We start from the raw sequence: 22867 nt of genomic DNA, 5'->3' as shown, positions 1-22867 counted from the left end.
TTGTGGAGCGCTACTTATGCCTAAAAGTCAAATTCCGGTTCTGAAGAAGAATCGGCCAAAAGGAAACACAAGCCGCAAAATTGTAATTATTCTCTTATTATTATTTATTGTATTGCTCGCTGTATTATTCTTTCGTTCTTCCATGAGTCGGATTTCGGCAATTGAAATTACGGGTAATGTATATACAGCAACTTCAGAACTGCTGGAGAAAAGCGGGCTGAAAGAAGGCGAACAATTTTTTGGGACAAGTACTGCCGAGGTTATTGAGCGTCTCAAGACCATCAAGGCGATTTCCACCGTTACCGTGGACAAGCAATTTCCGGGTATTATCCATATCAAGGTGCAGGAATATGCCACGGTTGCTTATGAGCTTGGTTCTGACGGTACGTTAAAAGCGATATTAGCCAGTGGGACAAGCTTGACGGTTCCGGCAACAATTGGTGTTGCTGTGGAGAAGCCCATATTGACCCAATGGAAGGCTGATGATCCACTCAAAGCCAAACTGAGCCAGACACTGGCTAAAATTCCGAATGAATTGACGACGGATATTTCGGAAATTATTCCGAACCCAACGCCTTCATTTCCGGATCAGATTCGGATGTATACCAAATCGCAGTTTGAAGTGATTACAACCGTCTCTCTTTTATCGGATAAAGTGGAGTATCTGAATCAGGTGATTGAGACCGAACGGCCTGGGAAAATCACCATGCTTGAGGCAGATACCTATGTCCCTTTCATCCCGGATGACCCGGAAGATGATGCTGAACTAGGAGCAACCCCCTGATCTTTGCCATGATGAGGCTGGACTGAATATGAAAGCCTAGGCAGGTCGGGGTTTGGCCCCGTCAGAGCAATGAAACTTGTTCTTTCTGAGATGAAGAAAAAATGATACACTTGAACTTATGGCACATGAGTTGCCTCCTTCTTTTTTCTTCAATGTTTTATGTCTGGCAACCAGATTTTGACACCCAAAAACATTGTAGAAAAAAGAGGGAAAGCCTGAAGTGTGTTGAATATGTTTTAATAGTGTTTAAATTCGAACGTAATTTACTATTGGAGTCAGGAGGTGCCACAGACTTGAGCAACAATGACATCATTGTTAGTTTGGACATCGGTACATCCAAAATTCGTGCTATTATTGGGGAAATGAATAATGGAACCTTTAATATTATAGGAGTTGGATCTGCCGACTCGGAGGGAATTCGCAAAGGTGTAATCGTAGATATCGATCAGACGGTGCAGTCGATTCGCAACGCAGTGGATCATGCAGAACGTATGGTAGGTATTCAAATATCCGAAGTGTATGTTGGAATCTCGGGAAATCATATCGGACTGATGAGCAGTCACGGCGTCGTGGCTGTGTCTAACGAGGATCGTGAAATCGGAGAAGAAGACATGGAACGGGTGTTGAAAGCAGCCGAAGTCATTGCAGTTCCGCCGGAACGGGAAATTATTGATGTTGTCGCCAAGCAATATGTTGTAGATGGCTTGGAGGGCATACAGGACCCCCGTGGTATGATTGGTGTTCGTCTGGAAGTTGAAGCAACGATCATAACGGGTGCAAAAACCGCGATACATAATCTTTTGCGCTGCGTGGAAAAAGCGGGTCTGAAAGTAAGCGATCTGGTTCTCATGTCGCTTGGAGCGGGTCAACTGGCTTTGTCCAAAGATGAAAAAACGATGGGTTCAGTGCTTGTTGATATTGGAGCAGGTGCTACAACCATCGCCATTTTTGAAGAAGACAGTCTTGTTGCAACATCAACGTTGCCTATAGGTGGGGAATTCGTAACAAATGATATCGCCTATGGCTTACGCACGTTAACGGATCAGGCAGAGAAAGTGAAACTGAAATATGGCTGCGCCTGGCTGGATGATGCTGCTGCGGATGTGATGTTCAAAGTCACCCGAATTGGCAGTAATGTAGACAAGGAGTTTTCACAGGAGGATCTGGCAGCAATTATTGAACCTAGGGTTCAGGAAATATTCCAGATGATATCCCAAGAAGTGAAGCGTCTTGGTTACAACGAGCTTCCTGGAGGTTATATACTAACGGGAGGTACGGTCTCTATGCCGGGGGTTCTGCAGGTCGCTCAGCATGAGCTTGCTGCTTCGGTACGAGTTGCAGTTCCGGATTATATTGGTGTGCGCGACCCCGGGTTTACAAGCGGAGTTGGCATATTGCACAGTGTAATTCGCAGTTTGCGCATTCGTCCCTCGATCAATAACGGCGGTGGAAATAACAACAACAATAATAACAACAAGAAACCGACCAACCGTCCGAAGCCAAATACGGCACAGGAATCGGAGCAAAAACCCGGTCTGTTCGAGCGGCTGAAGAATATGTTCAGCGAATTTATATAACAGGTTGGATCCATTTCATACATTCTTGAAGCCGTCTGAATGCGCCGGTACTAAAATAAACGCTTTCGTTCGTCGATATATGAAATTGATTCGGTTCAAATCAAAAATTGGACGGGCCATCCATGCACATTGAGGGGGAGATGGAATAATATGTTGGAATTTGATTTCGAGATGGAGAGCTTGGCTCAAATTAAAGTCATCGGTGTAGGCGGCGGCGGAAGCAATGCAGTCAACCGTATGATTGAAAATGGTGTACAAGGTGTTGAATTTATTACGGTGAATACGGATGCTCAGGCGTTACATCTGGCGAAATCCGAGCATAAATTGCAAATCGGTGATAAATTGACTCGTGGTCTTGGTGCTGGCGCCAACCCGGATGTAGGTAAAAAAGCAGCGGAAGAGTCCCGCGATCTGATCATGAACACGTTGAAAGGTGCAGACATGGTATTTGTTACAGCCGGTATGGGCGGCGGTACAGGTACAGGTGCGGCTCCGGTTATTGCCGAAATCGCTAAAGAGTGTGGTGCACTTACCGTTGGTGTCGTAACTCGTCCATTTACATTTGAAGGACGCAAGCGTTCCAGCCATGCAGAGCAAGGTATTGAAGCTCTCAAGGAAAAAGTCGACACACTGATCGTGATTCCTAATGATCGTTTGCTCGAAATCGTAGACAAAAAGACTCCTATGCTTGAAGCATTCCGTCAAGCGGATAACGTACTTCGTCAAGCGGTACAAGGTATCTCTGATTTGATCGCTGTACCGGGTCTGATCAACCTTGACTTTGCTGACGTCAAAACGATTATGCACGAACGTGGTTCAGCCCTTATGGGGATTGGTGAATCAACTGGTGAGAATCGTGCCGCAGAAGCAGCACGGAAAGCCATTATGAGTCCTTTGCTTGAAACTTCTATTGAAGGTGCTCGCGGGGTAATCATGAACATTACAGGTGGCGTTAATCTGTCCCTGTATGAAGTGAATGAAGCGGCAGAGATCGTAACGTCTGCTTCCGACCCGGAAGTAAACATGATCTTTGGTGCCATCATTGACGAAGACCTGAAAGAGGAGATTAAGGTTACAGTTATTGCAACTGGTTTTGAAGATAAACCTGCTCCACCACCACCAGGACGTAAACCAGCTCCAGCAACAGCGGAGACGACGGATACGCGTTCGCCGAACCTGCGTCCTTTCGGAAATCAGCCGAGCAATGATCAGCTGGACATTCCGACATTTTTACGCAATCGTTCACGCAATAATAACAACGATTAATACACAAATCAGTTTATTGGAAACCCGGTACTCCTTATGGAGCGACCGGGTTTTTTCTGTTTGTTTAGATATCATAGCATACAGCAATGAACAAATTCTGAACAAAGGGCCTGAGCAATTCCGACAAAAAAAGTTGGAACCACACCCCCATGATTAGACAGACTTTGAACAGGGGGCTCCGTATACTTGTGAATATGCTCATGAATATCAGGATATCGGGTATCGGTATTTCGATATGTTGCGCGCAGGCAGGTGAAGACTTTGGTTGTTTATGTGGATCTAATTTTTTTGACAAACCTGTGTATTGACGGTGCACTCATCGGAATGACCGCCTGGATGCGCAAGACAAAGCTGGTTTGGTGGCGATGGTTGCTGTCCGCCATTGTGGGTGCATTATACGTGGTCATGATGTTTGTACCGGAGTTTGATTTTATGTTCACCTTTCTGATCAAGTTCGGGTTCTCGCTGGTTATGCTTACGATTGCTTTTGGTTTTAAAGGTCTGCAGGCTTTTGCGAGGACGCTCGGTACCTTCTATGTGATTAATTTTGTCGCTGCCGGAGGTATTCTGGGTGTGCATTACATGCTTCAGAGCTCCGGTGAGTTGTTTAACGGCATTTGGTTCACGGCTTCTGGCGGTATGTCATTTGATCTGAAAATTGCTTTCTGGTTCACGTTTATCGTATTTTTTGCTGTCCTGTTTTTATTCAAAGCTGTGCAGAGCTCAAAACGGAAAACGGATCGCATGACGACCTATTTGGGTAAAGTTGAGGTCTGCATCGATGAGGTAGTCATTTCTTGTACAGGCCTTCTGGATACGGGCAATCAACTTACAGATCCCTTATCGCGTATGCCGGTCATGGTGATGGAGGTTTCGTTATGGCAAGACATGTTACCTGCTTCATGGAAGGGCAGACTCAAGGACGAGGCGCCGGACAACCTTATTCTGGAGCTTGATCAGGAAAGTTTTCAGTGGCAGGATCGACTGCGGCTTGTGCCTTATCGGGGCATTAACAAAGGGACTGCGTTTATGCTGGCAATGAAGCCGGACCGGGTGAAGGTGACGATGGAGGAAACATGTTATGAGACGACAAGAGTACTCATTGGGCTGGATGGAGGTGTTTTGTCGTCGGATGGGAAATACCAGGCCGTGATTCATCCTGAACTTGTGCAAGACGCTGCTTCTGCGCAGTCTACGGCTCTCTCTGCGGGAGCAACAGAAAAGCCGCTGAATGTGGTATAGGAGGAACGTACATGCTTGTGAAATGGAAACTGGTGGCGCAGCTGCAATATTACCGTCTGTTATTTTTGTTGGGACTCAAAAGCGAAGAGATCTATTATATTGGGGGAAGTGAGGCACTTCCGCCGCCTTTGACAAGGGAAGAAGAAGAATTTTTACTGCAAAAATTATCCTCGGGAGACTCGGCCATTCGCGCGATGCTTATTGAGCGCAATCTGCGTCTGGTGGTGTACATTGCACGAAAGTTTGAAAACACAGGAATCAACATTGAAGATTTGGTCTCCATTGGAGCCATCGGGTTGATCAAGGCAGTTAATACATTCGACCCGGAAAAGAAAATCAAGCTGGCAACCTATGCTTCACGTTGTATCGAAAATGAAATTTTGATGTACCTGAGACGTAATAGTAAGATCCGAACTGAAGTTTCTTTTGATGAACCGCTTAACATTGATTGGGATGGAAATGAACTATTATTATCTGATGTATTGGGTACTGAAAACGATACAATCTATCGGAATATTGAAGAGCAGGTAGACCGGAAACTTTTGCACAAGGCACTGGAAAAATTAACGGAGCGCGAGCGAATGATTATGGAGCTTCGTTTTGGCCTGACGGATGGGGAAGAAAAGACACAAAAAGATGTAGCGGATCTACTTGGAATCTCCCAATCCTACATCTCTCGTCTCGAAAAAAGAATCATTAAAAGACTTCGCAAAGAGTTCAATAAAATGGTCTGAAATACATCATCGGTCAGAATGGGTATTACTGGCAAGGATGCCAAGTACGAATAAAAAAGCCTGCCCCGGAGATAATGTACATTAATGTTTCTCCTTGGGAGGTAAATCACGATGACCCGAAACAAAGTCGAGATTTGTGGCGTGGACACCGCAAAATTGCCTGTCCTCACCAACACTGAAATGCGGGAATTGTTTCATTCCCTTCAGCAACACCATGATCGCTCAGCAAGAGAGAAATTAGTGAATGGCAACCTGCGTCTGGTACTCAGTGTCATTCAGCGTTTTAACAATCGGGGGGAGTTTGTCGATGATCTGTTCCAGGTTGGTTGCATCGGCCTGATGAAAGCCATTGATAATTTTGATTTATCCCAGAATGTCAAATTTTCAACCTACGCGGTGCCGATGATTATCGGTGAAATCCGTCGATACCTGCGTGATAATAACCCAATTCGGGTATCTCGCTCCTTGAGGGATATAGCTTACAAAGCGCTTCAGGTCCGTGACAGCCTGACGAATAAAAATTCCCGGGAACCGACGATATTTGAAATTGCGGAAGTACTGAATGTGCCGAAGGAAGATGTTGTTTTTGCATTGGACGCCATTCAGGACCCGGTCTCGCTCTTCGAACCGATTTATCATGATGGTGGAGATCCGATCTATGTTATGGATCAGATCAGTGATGACAGAAACAAAGATGTGTCATGGATCGAGGAAATTGCACTCCGTGAAGCGATGCATCGTCTTGGTCAGCGGGAAAAAATGATTCTGTCGATGCGGTTTTTCGAAGGGAAAACCCAGATGGAAGTGGCTGATGAAATTGGCATTTCCCAGGCTCAGGTATCACGTCTGGAGAAATCAGCGATACAGCAGATGCAAAAACATGTTAAGTCGTAACACGATGCAAGGGCAGAAGGACGATCAATCGGGGCAGTGTATACCGTTGGTCGTCTTTTTGTTTTGGACCGTTTCCACATTCGATGAAAAACAGGACATTTTTCGCCCCTGAAACATATATTGTATAGAAGCGTGAAGAACGGGCAGAAGAGGAATAACAGGGGGCGGAGATGAATGAAAGTAAATACGAGCGAAGTAGCGGCACGAGGCATGAAAATCTCGGACTTTCAGACAAAGGATGTCATTAACATTACGGATGGTAAACGCCTGGGTCAGATCAGTGACTTGGAGCTGGATCTGAAGCAGGGACGAATTGAAGCGATTGTAGTGCCGGGGTACAGCCGTTTTATGGGTCTTTTTGGCGGGGGAACGGATCTGGTGATTCCCTGGAGAAATATTGTGAAGATTGGCTCAGATGTGATTCTGGTAAAGATGGATGAGGTAAAGGAAAACACGTATGACGAACGTGATCGCGAAGCGCGCCTGTATGATGAACAGCAGCATAACCGCACAGACCGTGTGGAACGCATTGAACGATCAGACCGTAATCAGCGTCGAACGATATAAATGAGACAGAATGTGGCTCATTTGGTACACTGGAAGTGGTGAGGTGAGATAATGGAACCCTTTGTATTGGATAAAGAATTACTTGAACGGACCAAGAACCCAAATTCAGATTTCGGTCCTGATCCGTTATTATTATATGTTGAGCCCTGGAAACAGCAATTTGAACAGCTGTCAGTCGGATTTACGACGAGGCATGGTGGAGTTGGAAAAGTTCCGTATGCCACGCTCAATTGTGCTTATCATGTGGGGGATGACCCTGAAGTTGTACTTAACAACCGTAGGCTTGTAACCGAGAAGCTTGGCTTTGCAGCAGAAGCATGGACCTGTGGAGAGCAGGTGCATGGCAAACATGTGGCTGTAATTACCGCTGAAGATCGGAGCAGAGGATTACTTGATCGTCAATCTGCGTTGCAGGATACGGATGGATTGGTCACGAATGTGCCTGGTGTGCTGCTGACTTCTTTCTATGCCGACTGTGTTCCGCTTTATTTCTATGACCCTGTGCAGCAGGCGGTAGGTCTTGCGCATGCCGGCTGGAAAGGTACAGTCGCGGGTATCGCTGTATCCATGGTGGAGACGATGGAACGGGAGTATGGCAGCCGTAGGCAGGACATTCGAGCTACAATCGGTCCGTCGATTGGGGATTGCTGTTATGAAGTGGATGAGGCGGTCATGCAGCATGTACGGGTTTGGTTTGATGATTCCCCGGTTAATGATAAATACGAGGATTCTGCTTCTAAACAAGCATATCGAGCCGTGAATAACGGTAAAACGATGTTAAACTTGAAAGAATGTAATCGACACATTATGATGAAAGCAGGAATAATGCCGGATCATATCGAATGTACAACATGGTGTACAAGTTGTCATCCCGAACTATTTTTCTCCTATAGGAAGGAAAATGGTGTTACAGGGCGTATGGCGAGCTGGATTGGGCTGGAAGAGAGGTGACCCTCTGTGTCATTGGAGGAGCGTATACAACAGGTAAATCAGAAGATCGAGGATGCATGTCGGCGCAGTAACCGTCATCGTGATGATGTGAATGTGATTGCGGTCACGAAATATGTCTCACTTGAAACAACGGGATCGGTGCTGGATCATGGTCTTGAGCATATTGGAGAAAACCGGTGGCAGGATGCACAGGCCAAATGGGAAGCTTTTGGTCAGCAGGGTACCTGGCATTTTATCGGTCATTTGCAGACAAACAAGGTGAAAGACGTGATTGGCAAGTTTCGTTACATACATTCACTGGATCGTTTGTCATTGGCGAAGGAGCTGGATAAAAAAGCAGCTTCACTTGGCATCCAAGTGGAAACGTTTTTGCAGGTGAATATTTCGGGTGAAGAGAGCAAGTATGGATTACAGCCTGAACAGGCAAGTTCTTTTTTGCGTGATATTCGTTCGTTCAACAATCTCAAGGTCGTTGGCCTGATGACCATGGCACCTCATGAGGAAGATCCGGAGCTGACGCGGCCCGTATTTCGTGGATTGCGTGAGCTGAGAGATCAATTGAATGGACAAGCCCTTACAGCAGAGCCATTGACTGAGCTGTCGATGGGGATGTCCAATGATTTTGAAGTGGCCATTGAAGAAGGTGCAACCTGGGTACGGCTAGGATCGATTCTCGTAGGAAAAGAGGAGGGTTCACGATGGGCGTAATGAATAAATTTATGAATTTCCTCGGACTTCAGGAAGAGGAAGAGATTGTGGAACGTGAACGAATGGCTGCGCAGGAGGAAAATGAGGCTGAACATCAGGAAGCTGAAACCTCCAGTCTCGATAAACGTAGAAACCAAAGGGGGAATAATGTGGTGAGCATTCATTCCCAGAAAAATGTTAAAGTTGTCCTGTATGAACCACGTTCTTATGACGAGGCTCAGGAAATTGCCGACCATCTGCGTTCGCATCGTACCGTTGTGGTGAACTTGCAACGAATTCGCCAGGACCAAGCGCTGCGCGTTATTGATTTTTTGAGTGGCACGGTATATGCATTGGGTGGCGGTATTTCCAAAATCGGCGGAAACATTTTTCTCTGTACGCCAGATACGGTTGAAATTCAGGGCTCAATTACGGAAATACTGGCTGACAGCGAGCAAGATTATAACAGAATGAGGTGAGCCACTTTTGTATCAGATTGAAAGCGTGTTGTACACGTTATACCAGATTTACTTTTACATGGTCATTGTCTACATATTGATGTCTTGGCTTCCCAATGCGCGGGAAAGCTTCATCGGTGAATGGCTGGGCAAATTAGTGGAACCATATCTAAGACCATTCCGTCGATTTATCCCCCCTTTGTTCGGTGTGCTGGATATTTCCCCGATTGTGGCGCTGATCGTTCTGCAACTTGCGCTTAATGGGCTGATCTCCATACTTCGATATTTTGTATATTAGGGTAGGGTGACATAGATGAGCGGTGAAATTTACGAACATTTTAGCCATGATGAGCGGGATTTCGTAGATAAGGCTTCGGATTGGGTTGAGCGGGCAGGTAAGTATCATGACATGAAGCTAACTGACTTCCTTGATCCAAGACAGGTTTTTATATTACAGACTCTTGCCAATCGCCGTAACGACGTTCAGATTCGTCTGGATGGTGGTTACGAGGCTGCTGAACGCAAGCGTGCGCTGGTTGCACCTGATTATATGTATCTGGATGATGAGGATATGGGAATGCAGGTGCTCAGTATTACGTCTGATGATCAGAAAATCTCGGAGCTGGAGCATGGGGACTATATGGGTTCCCTGCTCGGGCTTGGGATGAAACGTGGAAAGATCGGGGATATCCAAGTGCTGGAGGACGGTTGCCATACAGTGGTGGCGGCGGAAACCGGCGCTTTTTTATCGCTTCAACTGAATCAGGTGCATCGGTTACATGTGTTTACAGAGTTACTTCCTTTGGATCAGATGCGATGGTCAGAGAGTAAACTGGAGACGATGGACATTACGGTTGCTTCGCTTCGTTTGGATGGAATCTGCGCAGATGTGTATCGGCTTAGTCGCAGTAAAGTGCTGGTGCCGATCAAAGCTGGTCGTTGCCGTGTGAACTGGAAAGTTGAGGAAGATCCCTCCAAATCGCTAAAAGCGGGTGATGTCGTATCCATTCAGGGATTTGGCCGTTTCAAGGTTATGGAACAGGATGGGATGACCAAAAAAGGGCGTTGCCGAGTGAAAATCGGCAAATTTGCCTGAGTCTGTTGCAGGAAAATCCGCTTTCTTGTCGAAATGTTTATCATAAAGGTGTAGAAAATACGCGGTGTATCCGATATACATTAAGTCAAAGCTTTATATGAACGTTGGAGGATGTAATTCTGATCCTGCATTCCGTATACGTTGCCAAGGTTAGGCATCAACGATACGGCCCCTTGGGTGGTACCCATATGCTGCAACCTTCTCTGCACGGGAAGGAACTTTAACAGGAGGTGGACAGCATGCCATTAACGCCGCTGGACATACACAACAAGGAATTTTCCCGACGTTTGCGCGGGTATGACGAGGATGAAGTCAATGAATTCCTGGATCAAGTCATCAAAGATTACGAAGGCGTCATTCGCGAGAACAAAGAGCTGAGCAATCAGTTGCTGTCCGTTCAGGAAAAGCTGGATCATTTTGCCACGATTGAAGAGACGCTTAGCAAAACGATCATCATTGCGCAGGAAGCTGCTGATGATGTGAAGAACAATGCGAAGAAAGAAGCGCAGTTGATCGTGAAGGAAGCAGAGAAAAATGCAGACCGGATCGTGAACGAATCGCTGGGCAAATCACGTAAAATTGCTTTGGAAGTGGAAGAACTGAAAAAGCAGGCATCGATTTATCGTGCCCGTTTCCGCACGCTTGTTGAAGCGCAGCTTGAACTGTTGACTCAGGATGGTTGGGAAGTGCTGGAGAGCCGGGAGCAGGAAGTGCGCGACCGTGAGCGGGAGATGAAAGAAATTTATTAGTCTGTCGCCTGGTTGACTTTTGTCTGCAAAGAGGCTATAACTATATTCATAATGAATAGTGATTCCATGACGGGTTCAGTACGTTATGATCTCATCCCTCAGAGAGTTGGTGGTTGGTGCAAACCAATGGATGAGTTATAGCCGAATATCTCCCCGGAGAAGTGACGCTGAAGCGGTGATCTTGATTGCCGTGTGTAAGCCGAACCGTAAGCCGTACGTTATAACGGCACCCTGCGGTAGTATAGCGGGGCATAAGCGCTGTTGATGACAGAGCATACCCAGGCTTGCCTGGATGTGGTTTGTGATGAACAGAATTAGGGTGGTAACGCGAGTATAGCCTCGTCCCTTTCCAGGGACGGGGTTTTTTTGTGTCCAAAAAAGGCTCTCTCCCTGAGGCCCGAAGGGGCCTCAGGGAGAGAGCCACCCGCCGGGAAAGCGAAGCACCCGGCAACACCCGCCTCGCGGTAAGGCCATGCGGCGTTCACGCAGGGAACAGCCGCAAAATGGCCGCCACTACGCACATCCACCCCTCGCCCATAAGCGCAACCGATCCCCCACCGACAACCCATCCCGGGTGTCCAGAGGGCGGAGCGCCTATGGGGTCCCCCTTGGCAAGGGGGATTTAGGGGGATTGAAACGCTTTTTGTGGACGGTCCACAATCCAACCAAAGAAAGGGAAGATAATCATCATGCAACGAGTTGACGTCAAAGAGAAGGCACGTGCCAGAGAATTACGCGTGTTAGATAAATGGAAAACCGAGAATACATTCAAAAGATCCATTGAAAACCGGGAGGGCAAGCCTAACTTCGTATTTTATGAAGGGCCGCCTACAGCAAACGGTAAACCGCATATCGGCCACGTACTGGGACGCGTAATCAAGGATTTCGTTGGACGGTATAACACGATGAAAGGTTACCGTGTTGTTCGTAAAGCAGGTTGGGATACACATGGTCTGCCTGTAGAACTGGGTGTACAGAAAAAGCTTGGTATCTCCCACAAGTGGGAAATCGAAGATTACGGCGTGGAGAAATTCATTAACGAATGTAAAGCGAGTGTATTCGAGTACGAGCAACAATGGCGTGATTTGACAGAAGGCATCGGATATTGGACGGATATGAATAACCCGTATATCACCCTTGATAACAACTACATCGAGAGTGTATGGAACATCCTGGCGACAATTCATGAGAAAGGCCTGTTGTATCGTGGTCACCGTGTGAGCCCGTATTGTCCTTCTTGTCAGACAACACTGAGTTCTCATGAAGTTGCACAAGGGTACAAAGACGTCAAAGACCTGAGTGCTACAGCGAAATTCAAACTGAATGACAGCGGAGAATTTGTACTGGCCTGGACGACAACACCTTGGACACTGCCTTCACACGTTGCACTTGCCGTGAATCCGGATATGGATTACTCCCGTGTTCGTCAAGGTGATGAAGTGTACATCATGGCAACCAATCTGGTTGAAAAAGTGATGAAAGATACCAAGGGTGAGTATGAAATCATCGGTGCACTGAAAGGTGCTGACCTGGTTGGCAAAACGTACGATCCTCCGTTCAACTACGTACAGGCTGAGAAGGCCAACATCATTCTGGGTGCAGGCTTTGTAACGGATGCAAGTGGTACGGGTATCGTACACATGGCTCCTGCCCATGGTGAAGATGACTACCGTGTATGCCGTGAGAATGGGATCAGCTTTGTGAACATGGTGGACCTGGAAGGTAAATTTGTAGCTGAGGTTACTGACTTTGCCGGACGTTTCGTGAAGGATTGTGATATTGATATCGTGCGATATCTGTCTGAAAATGGACGTTTGTTCAGCAAAGAAAAATATGAGCATAGCTACCCATTCTGCTGGCGTTGTGATACACCGCTTCTGTACTATGCAATGGACAGTTGGTTTATCCAAACAACAGCCATCAAGGACCAATTGATTGCCAACAACAGTGAAGTGGATTGGTACCCGGGTCACATTCGAGAAGGTCGCTTCGGGAAATTCCTCGAGGATCTGGTGGATTGGAACATCAGCCGTGATCGTTATTGGGGAACTCCGCTGAACATCTGGGTGTGCGAGGAGACTGGTGAACAATTTGCTCCACACAGCATTGCAGAACTGCGTGCCCGTGCGGTAGGTGATGTGTCTGAGAATCTTGAATTGCATAAACCATATGTGGATGACGTTAAAGTCATGAGCTCTTGCGGCAAATATGAAATGAAACGTACACCGGAAGTGATCGATGTCTGGTTCGACAGCGGCTCCATGCCGTTTGCCCAGCAGCACTATCCATTTGAAAATAAAGAAGTATTTGAACAGCAGTATCCTGCAGATATGATCTGTGAAGGGATTGACCAGACACGTGGCTGGTTCTACAGTTTGCTGGCGGTTTCCACCCTTTTGACAGGCAAAGCGCCTTACAAAGCGGTTATGGCTACAGGACACGTTCTTGACGAGAACGGACAGAAGATGTCCAAATCCAAAGGTAACGTTATCGATCCTTGGGAAGTCATTGAAGAATACGGTACAGATGCATTCCGCTGGGCTTTGTTGTCTGACAGTGCACCGTGGAACAGCAAACGTTTCTCCAAAGGTATCGTAGGCGAAGCAAAATCCAAAATGGTGGATACGCTGGTCAACACCCATGCATTCCTGACGCTTTATGCTACCATTGATGGATTTGATCCACAGGAGCACCCGTTCCAACTGTCCGCCCACAAGCTGGATCGCTGGATTCTGTCGAGACTGAACAGCCTGATCCTGGTTGTAGAAAAAGCGCTGTTGGTTAACGACTATTTGAACTCTTCCAAAGCGATTGAAGCATTTGTTGATGAGTTGAGTAACTGGTATATCCGTCGTTCCCGTGACCGGTTCTGGGGAAGTGGCCTGACAGAGGATAAATTGGATGCTTACCGTACATTGACTGAGGTGTTGGTGACTACTGCGAAACTGGTTGCTCCATTTACACCGATGCTTGCAGAAGATATCTATCTGAACCTTGCAACAGGTGAGAGTGTGCACATGGAAGACTATCCGGTAGCTAATGAAGCGCTGATTGATGCAGGACTGGAACAGGATATGGAGACGGCTCGCCGCGTGGTTGAACTTGCCCGTAACGTTCGTAACGAAACTGGCATCAAGACACGTCAGCCGCTGTCCGAATTGATCGTTTCTTTGGATAAAGGGTTTGACCTGGCAAGTTATGAAGAGATCATCAAGGAAGAGATCAATGTAAAAGGAATCCGTACGGAGCATAATGATGCGGAATTCGTTGACTTTACATTGAAGCTGAACCTGAAAGTTGCAGGTAAGAAATACGGTAAAAACGTAGGATTCCTGCAAAACTTCTTCAAGGGAATGTCAGCCGATGAGACGCGTAAAGTGGTTTCGGAGGGTGTGCTGAACATCGTTTCTCCGGAAGGCGAAGAGCTGCAAGTGACGAGCGAAGAATTATTGGTTGATAAACAAGCCAAATCAGGCTTTGCTTCAGCATCAGGTTACGGTCTGACGGTTGCGCTCAATACCGAAATCACGCCAGCATTGGAACAGGAAGGTTGGGTCCGTGAAGTGGTTCGTGCTGTGCAGGATACCCGGAAACGACTGGACCTGCCAATTGAGAAAAGAGTACGTTTGACACTGGATGTGGATGCATCCCTTCAGGAAGCTATTCAGGCGTTTGATGATGTGTTGCGTGAAAATGTTCTCGTAACTGAAGTTACATTTGGCTCGAATGAGTCCATGGAACGCATTGAAGCCGGAGGCAAATCGATCGGTATTTACATCGAAGCGTAATTCGGAGCATGTCTCATTCAACAGGGATAGAATATAGAGTATAAACCAACGAGCCGCAGAGGCAGGGACATATTCCCTGTATCTGGGCTCGTTTGTTTTTTGAGCAATAAGGCAATGATTCTATAGTGCAGTCAATCTATATTGATCAAAGGAACTGACCAAAACATGAGCGAACATGACAAGCAAACCGCATCCACTTCACAACAATCAACATCAGATAATCTCAATTCCCATGACAAAATTGAAGAGTTACATACCCTGACGAACCGTCTGGCGAATGAACTGGAACGTTCACGAATAGCGCAATACACAGAATTGCTGAACAGGCCATGGAAATTGATCGGACTTAACCTGTTGTCTGGAGCCGCACGAGGTGTGGGGATTGCGATTGGGTTTACCTTTTTCGCAGCAACGATCATTTACGTTTTGCAGCTACTTGGGGCGCTCAATCTTCCCATTGTTGGAGATTACATCGCTGATATTGTGCGCATTGTCCAGCGCCAGCTTGATATGAACACATACTAAGCGATCAGCGATTGAAGGTGAATGATATCAAAGTGCATTTAGTACATGTCATCCGTCTCCATATCCGGTTCTAACAGACCATCGCCTTCACGGTTCTCCAGGTACTGGCGATATTGTCGATTACGCACGATGGAGACGTCATGACCATAGATGTCCGTGGCAACAAAGCTTTCGTACGCTTCAACGCAGCCTTCCACTTCATCGGTGGCTTCAATCGCCATAACATCATAGCTGTCGATATCGCGTCCTTCAGCCATGGCTGGTGAGTTCGATGTGCCCCAGCTTTCAACAATCTGCCAGGTGTCTTCACCATCGAAGCCATTTTGATCATCACGCTCGTCCAGACTGGTTCGACCAAATGCCGGGGCGAGGAATTCTTCCTCTACAGGACGGTTCTCAGAGACAACGGTTTCCGGTTGATGTTTTTTGCAGTATTTGGTGTAGGGAACAGCTTCCATGCGTTCATAAGGGATGGGTTGCTGGCAGACCGCACATGTACCGTAATGTCCTTCTTCGATGGAGTGCAGTGCAGAATCGATTCGTTCCAATTGGAATTCATCATGTTCTAGCAGGGAAATATCTTTCTCACGTTCATACACCTCCGTAGCTATATCCCCAGGATGGTTATCAATTGGTGATAATTCACCTGTCTGTAGTTTAAGAGAATCTCCAAGGCCATAATGCTCGTTTTCCGAAAGTCTATGTTCAATATCGCGCTTATCGGACATCAGTTGGGAACGTAAAAATTGCAGTTGTTCGGCAGTAAAATGTGACATGATTTTCCCCTTTCTGCGTTCATGTTGGAATCCGGATTTTGACTCTATTGTAGGATGTGCCATTAAGGGCAAGATTACAGAAGGGAAATGTTATCGTTTTTGCCATCAACATTGCGATGTAGGCGTCGTGGACGATTTCCAAACAGCTGTGCTACAATAAACAAGTCTGGCGTAAGCCTGGTATCGTTTGGAAAAGACAAGAACGGAGTGACAAACAAACGTGGTGTATTATATCCTCGCTTTTATCGTATTTTTATTGGATCAGGGAACCAAGTATCTGATTGCAACCCGGATGGAACTCAGAGAAGAAATTCCGGTCATCGGCAATTTCTTTGTCATCACATCACATCGTAACTCAGGAGCAGCATTTGGCATTTTGCAAGACCAGCGTTGGTTCTTTATCGTGGTTACGTTGATTGTGGTCGTTGCCTTGATTTGGTATTTGCAAAAGGTAAAAGATACCCCGCACAAATTGCTGCCTGTGGCGCTTAGTTTGGTGCTTGGTGGAGCAATTGGCAACTTCCTTGACCGGGCATTGACCGGAGAAGTTGTAGATTTTGTACAACTTAATTTCGGAAGTTACACGTTCCCCATTTTCAACATCGCCGATTCGGCAATCTGCATCGGTGTAGCGTTGATCATTGTGGAGACGTTGCTTGAAGGACGGCGCGAAAAAGCAGCCGCGAAGATTGAAGGGAATGAACATCATGAGTAATCCGAATAAGGAACAGATTAACGACGAAGAACTAATGAATGGCAATGAACGTATGGAATGGACCGTTGCCGCTGAACATAAAAAAGAACGAATTGACAAATATATTACGGAAGCTGTGGATAACGTATCTCGCTCCCAGGTTCAATTGTGGATCGGAGACGGGATGGTTACGGTAAATGGTGCTGTTGTCAAAGCCAATGCCAAGTTATCCGAAGGTGATCTTGTTGAACTACAGATTCCTGAACCGGCTGCCGTTGAGATCGTTGCCGAAGATATTCCGCTGGAAGTGGTATATGAAGACAGCGACCTGATCGTGATTAACAAACAGCGTGGTCTTGTGGTGCATCCGGCACCAGGACATACGTCGGGTACGCTCGTTAATGCACTTATGCATCACTGCAAAGACCTCTCGGGTATTAATGGGGAGTTGCGTCCTGGTATTGTGCATCGTATCGATAAGGATACATCCGGTCTGATCATGGCTGCCAAGAACGATCGTGCTCATGCATCACTGGCTGCTCAGTTGAAGGAACATACGGTGAACAGACGGTATATTGCGCTCGTTCATGGTCATCTTAATCATGATCAAGGCACCATTGATGCACCGATTGGACGCGATACCAATGACCGCAAAATGTATACGGTCACAGAACGTAACAGTAAACATGCCGTTACGCATTTTACCGTTACAGAGCGAATTAATGATTACACCTTGCTGGAATTGAAACTGGAGACAGGACGTACTCACCAGATTCGGGTTCACATGAAATTTATTGGTCACCCGCTTGTAGGAGATCCAACTTATGGACGGAATAAAGGCATCAAAATGCAAGGACAGGCTCTTCATGCGGCTATTCTTGGATTTGTGCATCCAACAACGGGAGAATACCTTGAATTTTCAGCTCCGATTCCGCAAGATATGGAAGACGTGCTTGCCTCGCTGCGCAGTCGTTAACAGTTCCAAGAAAGTACAAATGTTCGGATACTTTGTCCATGGCTTTGATCACGCAAATGCTTCATATTAAAGTGTAGAAATTTGCGTCAAATGAGGAGATGAACAACGTTATGAGTATCGATAAATATCAAGAAACTTACATTCAGACTAATTTTGCCGACCGTATCGGTGGCTCCAACTATGGTAAAGACACGAACATTTATAAATTCGAGAAAATCAAACGCGCCAAAGCTTCGGCCAAAAAAGATTTTCCCGATGTGGAACTGATCGACCTTGGTGTAGGTGAACCGGACGAAATGGCGGATGCAGGCATTGTGGCTGCACTCGCAGAAGAAGCTTCCAGACCTGAGAACCGTGGTTATGCCGACAATGGTATTCCTGAATTCAAGGCTGCTGCTGCTTCTTACCTGAAAAACGTATTCAACGTAGAAGGTATTGATGCAGATACTGAAATCGTACACTCCATTGGTTCCAAACCGGCTTTGGCGATGATGCCTTCATGCTTCATCAATCCGGGTGATGTGACGATTATGACCGTTCCAGGTTACCCGGTTATGGGTACACATACGAAGTATCTGGGTGGAGAAGTGTTCAACATCCAATTGACGAAAGAGAACAACTTCTTGCCTGATCTGACGGCTATCCCGGAAGACATCGCAAAACGTGCGAAGTTGCTCTACCTGAACTATCCGAACAACCCAACAGGCGCAAGCGCGACGGTGGAGTTCTTCACTGAAGTTGTGGAATGGGCTAAGAAATACAATGTTGTGGTTGTACATGATGCTCCATATGCAGCATTGACGTATGATGGCAAAAAACCGTTCAGCTTCCTGTCGGTACCTGGTGCGAAGGATGTTGGCGTAGAGCTGCACTCTCTGTCCAAGTCCTACAACATGACGGGTTGGAGAATCGGATTCGTAGCGGGTAACCCGCTTGTAGTCAAAGCATTCAGTGACGTGAAGGACAACAATGACTCCGGTCAGTTCATCGCGATTCAAAAGGCTGCTGCTTACGGATTGAATCACCCTGAAATTACGGAAAAAATTGCAGAGAAATATTCCCGTCGTCACGACATGCTCGTTGCCGCATTGAACGAACTGGGCTTCCAGGCTGAAAAACCTAAAGGTTCATTCTTCCTGTATGTTGAAGCACCAAAAGGTGTGATTGGTGGACGTCGCTTCGAATCAGGCGAAGATTTCTCCCAATTCCTGATCCGTGAGAAACTGATCTCATCCGTACCTTGGGATGATGCCGGTAACTTTGTTCGTTTCTCCGTAACCTTTGAAGCGAAGGGTGAAGAGGAAGAGAAACGTGTTATTGCTGAGATCAAACGTCGTCTGAGCGACGTGCAATTCGAATTTTAATTGTAGTACCCTATAGATTAAACATGTGAAAACGAAGAGACCGGTAACGGTCTCTTTTTTTATGCCCATATTAGATTTTTTTCATTTACTCCCTTTACAAAATTATACAAGCAACATATGATTAGATCTTTACGTTATTTGTTATATACAGAAGTTGTTTTGAAGGGAGTTATTACAAATGTTATCATCACGAACAAGTACGGTGTCCTCACCGGCTACAGGAACAGGCAGTACAGTGTCAGGATTAATCAGATTGTTAAGACCCAAACAGTGGACCAAAAATCTGCTGTTATTTGCTGCGTTATTATTCTCTTTTGAGGAGATTCGGACGGAAACCATTCTTGCGACGTTGCTTGGTTTTATTCTGTTTAGCCTTGTTGCAGGCTGTGTTTATATTTTAAATGACTTTGTAGACCGGGACAGGGATCGACAGCATCCGGTGAAAAAGTATCGTCCTATGGCTTCTGGGCAGGTTAATCCGAGTCATGCGTTGTTGTTTGGCATTATTCTATTAATCCTTTCCGTAGGAACGGCATTCATGATGAACCCGCTATTCGGGGTGTTATGTATCGTCTATTTCTTATTGAATGTCTCGTATTCATTTGTGCTGAAACATCTCGTTATCCTAGATATGATGACCATTGCCGCTGGGTTTGTACTTCGTGCCATTGCAGGTGGTGTGCTGATCCATGTGCCGTTCACACCGTGGTTTTTGATCTGTACAATGCTGTTGTCGTTATTTCTGGCCATTGGCAAACGCAGAAATGAACTTACGTTGCTTGAGGGAAATACGGGATCACACCGTAAGGTTTTGGATAACTACTCCATTACATTACTGGATCAATTCAATACGATTGTGACGACAGCTACGATTATCAGTTATTCCCTGTTCACATTCACTTCAGATCGAACCATTCATCTGATGTGGACGATTCCATTGGTCATTTACGGCATGTTCCGTTATCTGTATCTGATCCACATGAAGAACCAGGGAGGTTCGCCCGATCGGGTGCTGTTTGAGGACAAGCCCATATTAATTACGGTTATGTTGTATGTGATAAGTGTTGTTACAATCTTTGCAATCTTTGAATAAAGGCTGAGGGGGATCAGGGTGAAAAGAACGAAAGTCGCCATTTTTGATATTGATAAAACGATCATACGCAGTGATTCCATGTTTCAATTTGTGCATTACGGTGTTCGCCGTTACCCGTGGCAGGTATGGAGATTACCTCTCATCGCATTACATACCGTGTTATTCAAGGCAGGCTTCATGACGGTTGAACAAGTCAAACGATCCTACTTTCAAGAAATTGAGCGTATGTCTGAAAAAGATCTCGAACATTTCTTTGATACTCGTTTGCGTACGTCCATTTTTGCCGAGGCGAGTGTAGAGATGCAACACCGCAAAGAAGCAGGTTATCATGTCTTGCTGGTAACTGCATCTCCGCATGCCTATATGAAATACTTTAATAATTTTCCCTGGGTGGATCATGTAATTGGAACTGAACTTGTCCGTCATGAGAATGGTTACACATGCAGAGTTGATGGCAGCAATTGCAAAGGGGAAGAGAAGGTACGCCGAATTCAGGCTTATCTGAGTGAGAAGAATATGGTCATTGATTATGACCAGTCATGTTCCTACTCGGACTCCTTATCCGATCTTCCAGTCATGCAGCTTGTAAGTCAACGATACTTTATTAACAAGCGTGTTCCGGACATGGAGGCATTAACGTGGGGGAAATAAAATCGCGTCATACCGGTAAATGGTTGATGCTCGTTTCCGCTTTTCTGACAGCAACGGGTCAATTGTTCTGGAAATGGGGACTAACCGAGTGGATCTACCTTGGTGTTGGTTTTTTGTGTTATGGACTTGGAGCGATTTTGATGATTAAAGCTTTTGCTCTGGAAAAACTCTCTGTTGCTTATCCGTTGATGTGTGCCAGTTACGTGTTTGCCTTAATCTATGGATATTTTTTGCTTGGGGAAGAAATTACGGTGCAGAAGCTGGCGGCAGTTGTGTTGCTTGGAATCGGGGTGACATTAACCAGTGTTGATCGATAGCTGGATGGTTGCCGTATTAATTGTCATGACGTTGTGTGGTGCACTGGGCGGGGCCGGACTGAAAGCTTATGCTACTAGTCGCAATCGTCTGCATGTACTCATGGGGCTTGGATTCTACGGAACGGGTGCGTTGCTGAATATTGTATTGCTGAAGTTTCTTCCATTAACCGTAGTGTTGCCTGCGAACGCATTAACATATGTGTGGACTCTCATTATTGCGCGGCTGGTATTTAAAGAGACAGTGGGCCCTTTACGCTGGATCGGTGTGGCATGTATTATGGGTGGCCTATGTTTATTGGTGTTCTAAGTTGAACTATAGATTATTTACACGAGCACTATAAAATTTTTTGGATGTGAAATGAAAGCATGAAATTTTTGGACTACTTATTTTATAATCGCAGAGCCAACTGGACAGCCTTTTACCTGTTTGCGGGATTTGCTCTGTTCTATGGTTTAATGAACGGCTCGTACGTTCTGTACATTGAAAATAATGCAGGGATGCTTGGGAGGTATACCCCATTTAATACGACACTGTTTCCAATCAATTTATTCAACTTTGATCCTTCCATGTATTATGGGGACAACAGTTCTTCCGTGATCCATCCGCTGATCTCCTTTCTCGCAGTCACCCTTGCGGCTGTAGCGAAACTGCTGGGAGGCAACTGGTTCTTTCTAATCCTGCAATCGCTGATTAATGCGGGTTCAGTGGTGCTGGCGTATCTGTTCCTGAGTCAAAAAGAAGATAAACCAACCATTGTACCGCTGTTGTTCGCCTTACTGTTTGGTTTCAGTTCCTACCTGATGTATACCGCGTTGATCCCGGATTCGTATCCGTATGTACAGTTCTTTATTCTGTTCTCAGTGGTTTACATGCAGTATACTCGTGAGCGTCAGGACGTACGTTATGTACCTAATGCATTGCTTGCATCGATTAACTTTGGGCTAACCTCGACAAACATCGTACCGTTTGCTGCTGCCACATTCTTCAATATGCATGCATGGCGCAATAAGGCGAATTTGAAAAAATACATCGGCATCATGGCACTGGCGGTTCTGATTATTATCGTATTAACAGGCGTTCAGTATGTTGCCTTTGGAGGTCGCAGTTGGGTCAGTAACTGGCTGTTGGGCATTCAAAATGGTGGAACCAGCTATGCAACGCCATTCCAGTTCGCTGTTCACTGGAAAGCATTGAATATGTTAACTATTAATCCGATGCTGACACCGAAGATGCATTTACTGGACCCGGGCATGGCAGCCTTTGTTACGGATCTATCCCGTTCCAACCCAGTCTATGTGCAGATTACAGGTATCTTTATTTTACTGTTGGCACTCATGGGCTTCATTAAGGGCATTCGTGAACGTGAAGTGTGGACCCTTGTGCCATATATTCTGTTTGCCTTTTTGCTTCATGTCGTAGTGGGCTTTGGTCTGGCTGTGTTTCAATACGATATGTACCTGTATGCGGGACATTATCTGTTTGCGTTCTTCCTGTTGGGTGGAGGTTTCGTCATCAGCCTTCGTCCGGGATTGGGGAAAAAAGTGGTTATAGGCTTGATCATGTTATGTGTTATCGTTACAGCAAGTAACAACATCTATCGCCATGTAGAAACATTAACAACAATCAAGCAATCTTATGATCAGTTGGAACAGGAACGCTCAGTGAAATAATCAAAAT

At 46.0% G+C, this 22867-nt stretch carries 24 protein-coding genes and 1 other annotated feature; of the genes, 23 read left to right on the top strand and 1 reads right to left on the bottom strand.

The features are described from left to right. Nucleotides 1-16 precede the first annotated feature (16 nt). The 15 genes from MKY87_RS06350 (at nt 17) to MKY87_RS06280 (ending at nt 15318) form a co-directional block, all read left to right on the top strand. Nucleotides 17-784: a cell division protein FtsQ/DivIB gene (locus MKY87_RS06350; RefSeq protein WP_149846753.1), complete on the top strand. Its 768-nt coding sequence runs from the start codon at nt 17-19 to the stop codon at nt 782-784. A 293-nt stretch (nt 785-1077) separates the two neighbouring features. Next, nucleotides 1078-2361 carry a cell division protein FtsA gene (ftsA, locus tag MKY87_RS06345; protein WP_036614863.1) on the top strand — a complete coding sequence of 428 codons (1284 nt, stop codon included), beginning with the start codon at nt 1078-1080 and terminating at the stop codon, nt 2359-2361. 150 nt (nt 2362-2511) lie between these two features. Beyond that, a complete protein-coding gene (gene ftsZ / locus MKY87_RS06340; protein WP_017687306.1) occupies nt 2512-3627 on the top strand; it encodes a cell division protein FtsZ in 1116 nt (371 codons plus the stop codon). Nucleotides 3628-3888: 261 nt separating this feature from the next. After that, nucleotides 3889-4869: a sigma-E processing peptidase SpoIIGA gene (gene spoIIGA / locus MKY87_RS06335; RefSeq protein ID WP_091014080.1), complete on the top strand. Its 981-nt coding sequence runs from the start codon at nt 3889-3891 to the stop codon at nt 4867-4869. 11 nt (nt 4870-4880) lie between these two features. Continuing rightward, the gene (sigE, locus tag MKY87_RS06330) at nt 4881-5603 is read left to right on the top strand and encodes an RNA polymerase sporulation sigma factor SigE (RefSeq protein ID WP_017687308.1); all 723 of its coding nucleotides are present in this window, start codon (nt 4881-4883) and stop codon (nt 5601-5603) included. 111 nt (nt 5604-5714) lie between these two features. Further along, on the top strand, nt 5715-6497 hold the full coding sequence (gene sigG / locus MKY87_RS06325; RefSeq protein ID WP_017687309.1) for an RNA polymerase sporulation sigma factor SigG: 783 nt from the start codon (nt 5715-5717) through the stop codon (nt 6495-6497). 174 nt (nt 6498-6671) lie between these two features. Then, nucleotides 6672-7064 carry a YlmC/YmxH family sporulation protein gene (locus MKY87_RS06320; protein ID WP_165980230.1) on the top strand — a complete coding sequence of 131 codons (393 nt, stop codon included), beginning with the start codon at nt 6672-6674 and terminating at the stop codon, nt 7062-7064. Between the two features lie 51 nt (nt 7065-7115). Then, nucleotides 7116-8015, top strand: a complete 900-nt coding sequence (pgeF, locus tag MKY87_RS06315) for a peptidoglycan editing factor PgeF (protein ID WP_105599697.1) — start codon at nt 7116-7118, stop codon at nt 8013-8015. Nucleotides 8016-8021: 6 nt separating this feature from the next. After that, nucleotides 8022-8723 carry a YggS family pyridoxal phosphate-dependent enzyme gene (locus MKY87_RS06310; protein WP_036614854.1) on the top strand — a complete coding sequence of 234 codons (702 nt, stop codon included), beginning with the start codon at nt 8022-8024 and terminating at the stop codon, nt 8721-8723. Beyond that, nucleotides 8714-9181, top strand: a complete 468-nt coding sequence (locus tag MKY87_RS06305; protein ID WP_036614853.1) for a cell division protein SepF — start codon at nt 8714-8716, stop codon at nt 9179-9181. Before MKY87_RS06310 ends, MKY87_RS06305 begins: the two co-directional genes overlap by 10 nt. Before the next feature lie 7 nt (nt 9182-9188). Beyond that, the gene (locus MKY87_RS06300; RefSeq protein ID WP_260632824.1) at nt 9189-9458 is read left to right on the top strand and encodes a YggT family protein; all 270 of its coding nucleotides are present in this window, start codon (nt 9189-9191) and stop codon (nt 9456-9458) included. Nucleotides 9459-9473: 15 nt separating this feature from the next. Further along, the gene (locus MKY87_RS06295) at nt 9474-10256 is read left to right on the top strand and encodes a YlmH family RNA-binding protein (protein WP_091014083.1); all 783 of its coding nucleotides are present in this window, start codon (nt 9474-9476) and stop codon (nt 10254-10256) included. Between the two features lie 239 nt (nt 10257-10495). Beyond that, nucleotides 10496-11005 carry a DivIVA domain-containing protein gene (locus tag MKY87_RS06290; protein ID WP_062835445.1) on the top strand — a complete coding sequence of 170 codons (510 nt, stop codon included), beginning with the start codon at nt 10496-10498 and terminating at the stop codon, nt 11003-11005. 57 nt (nt 11006-11062) lie between these two features. Continuing rightward, nucleotides 11063-11355: a binding site (T-box leader), on the top strand. Nucleotides 11356-11694: 339 nt separating this feature from the next. Further along, complete coding sequence (gene ileS, locus MKY87_RS06285; RefSeq protein WP_340963409.1) at nt 11695-14793, top strand: isoleucine--tRNA ligase; 3099 nt, start codon at nt 11695-11697, stop codon at nt 14791-14793. Between the two features lie 165 nt (nt 14794-14958). After that, nucleotides 14959-15318: a DUF5665 domain-containing protein gene (locus tag MKY87_RS06280; RefSeq protein WP_017687319.1), complete on the top strand. Its 360-nt coding sequence runs from the start codon at nt 14959-14961 to the stop codon at nt 15316-15318. Nucleotides 15319-15356: 38 nt separating this feature from the next. Here the strand turns inward: MKY87_RS06280 and MKY87_RS06275 are convergent, their stop codons facing one another. Next, the gene (locus MKY87_RS06275) at nt 15357-16094 is read right to left on the bottom strand and encodes a TraR/DksA C4-type zinc finger protein (RefSeq protein ID WP_340963407.1); all 738 of its coding nucleotides are present in this window, start codon (nt 16092-16094) and stop codon (nt 15357-15359) included. 220 nt (nt 16095-16314) lie between these two features. Between MKY87_RS06275 and lspA the strand changes: the two genes are divergently transcribed. The 8 genes from lspA (at nt 16315) to MKY87_RS06235 (ending at nt 22860) form a co-directional block, all read left to right on the top strand. Beyond that, nucleotides 16315-16809: a signal peptidase II gene (gene lspA, locus MKY87_RS06270; protein WP_091028497.1), complete on the top strand. Its 495-nt coding sequence runs from the start codon at nt 16315-16317 to the stop codon at nt 16807-16809. Beyond that, nucleotides 16802-17764 carry an RluA family pseudouridine synthase gene (locus tag MKY87_RS06265; protein ID WP_370739101.1) on the top strand — a complete coding sequence of 321 codons (963 nt, stop codon included), beginning with the start codon at nt 16802-16804 and terminating at the stop codon, nt 17762-17764. Before lspA ends, MKY87_RS06265 begins: the two co-directional genes overlap by 8 nt. 110 nt (nt 17765-17874) lie before the next feature. Next, nucleotides 17875-19128: an LL-diaminopimelate aminotransferase gene (locus tag MKY87_RS06260; protein ID WP_340963405.1), complete on the top strand. Its 1254-nt coding sequence runs from the start codon at nt 17875-17877 to the stop codon at nt 19126-19128. Nucleotides 19129-19306: 178 nt separating this feature from the next. Continuing rightward, nucleotides 19307-20221: a decaprenyl-phosphate phosphoribosyltransferase gene (locus tag MKY87_RS06255; protein ID WP_260632825.1), complete on the top strand. Its 915-nt coding sequence runs from the start codon at nt 19307-19309 to the stop codon at nt 20219-20221. A gap of 18 nt (nt 20222-20239) precedes the next feature. Further along, complete coding sequence (locus MKY87_RS06250; RefSeq protein WP_340963401.1) at nt 20240-20872, top strand: HAD-IB family hydrolase; 633 nt, start codon at nt 20240-20242, stop codon at nt 20870-20872. 26 nt (nt 20873-20898) lie between these two features. After that, nucleotides 20899-21189: an EamA family transporter gene (locus tag MKY87_RS06245; RefSeq protein ID WP_197997836.1), complete on the top strand. Its 291-nt coding sequence runs from the start codon at nt 20899-20901 to the stop codon at nt 21187-21189. Continuing rightward, on the top strand, nt 21176-21496 hold the full coding sequence (locus tag MKY87_RS06240; protein WP_315371630.1) for an EamA family transporter: 321 nt from the start codon (nt 21176-21178) through the stop codon (nt 21494-21496). The genes MKY87_RS06245 and MKY87_RS06240 overlap by 14 nt, the downstream gene beginning before the upstream one ends. Nucleotides 21497-21555: 59 nt before the next feature. Then, nucleotides 21556-22860 (top strand): DUF6080 domain-containing protein, encoded by a 1305-nt coding sequence (locus MKY87_RS06235; RefSeq protein WP_340963398.1) that lies wholly within the window; start codon nt 21556-21558, stop codon nt 22858-22860. The last annotated feature ends 7 nt before the right edge of the window (nt 22861-22867 follow it).

The sequence above is a fragment of the Paenibacillus sp. FSL R7-0198 genome (assembly GCF_038000415.1).
Lineage (GTDB): Bacteria > Bacillota > Bacilli > Paenibacillales > Paenibacillaceae > Paenibacillus.
This window is presented reverse-complemented; position numbering and strand designations above follow the sequence as displayed.